This is a genomic window from Anaerotruncus sp. 1XD42-93 (assembly GCF_009917605.1).
Taxonomy (GTDB): Bacteria; Bacillota; Clostridia; order Oscillospirales; family Ruminococcaceae; genus Anaerotruncus.
Window position 1 is genome coordinate 1 of record NZ_QZEG01000249.1, and the last position, 516, is coordinate 516.

General features: G+C 52.3%; 1 pseudogene. It reads right to left on the bottom strand.

Annotated elements, in window-relative coordinates:
- Nucleotides 1-171: 171 nt before the first annotated feature.
- Nucleotides 172-516, bottom strand: a pseudogene (locus D5269_RS18280) (hypothetical protein); the annotation flags it as partial.

Here is a 516-nt window from a genome sequence, read left to right on the forward strand (position 1 = left end):
GCAGACCGCTTTCAATCAACACCTCCGCACAAGTCTGCTTCAATGCTGCCGGAACCTCCGAAAATGCTGTTTTCCCAAGGATTACCCTCTGTGCAAAGAACATGGCCATCATCAATAACATCCTTTCTGCCTTTCGGCTTAAAAATTTATGTAACCGCTGAAATGCGGCTATCATGCGTTATACACCTGCACAGCCATTTCAGCTATACAGTCCTCCAAGAAATCCTGACGGCTGCTGGCCGCTGTAATCTGCGCCCGGAGCAGGTTATTTTCCGCCTGCAACGCTTCCAGAGGAGACGGAGATGGCGATCCCATCTCCTCTGTCGGATTTTCCTGTTTCCATGCTTCAATCTCTTCGGCAGTCGCTGCCTCTTCCCATGCTTCGCCATTCCAGCGAGGTTTCACCAGGTTTGACGGAGGGCTGACTTCCAACAGGTGTTCACCCTCCGCAAGCTCATAGCCCGATATGGTCTCTCTTATTTCGCCGCCCTCTCCCGGCTCCAGATAGACGAGGAC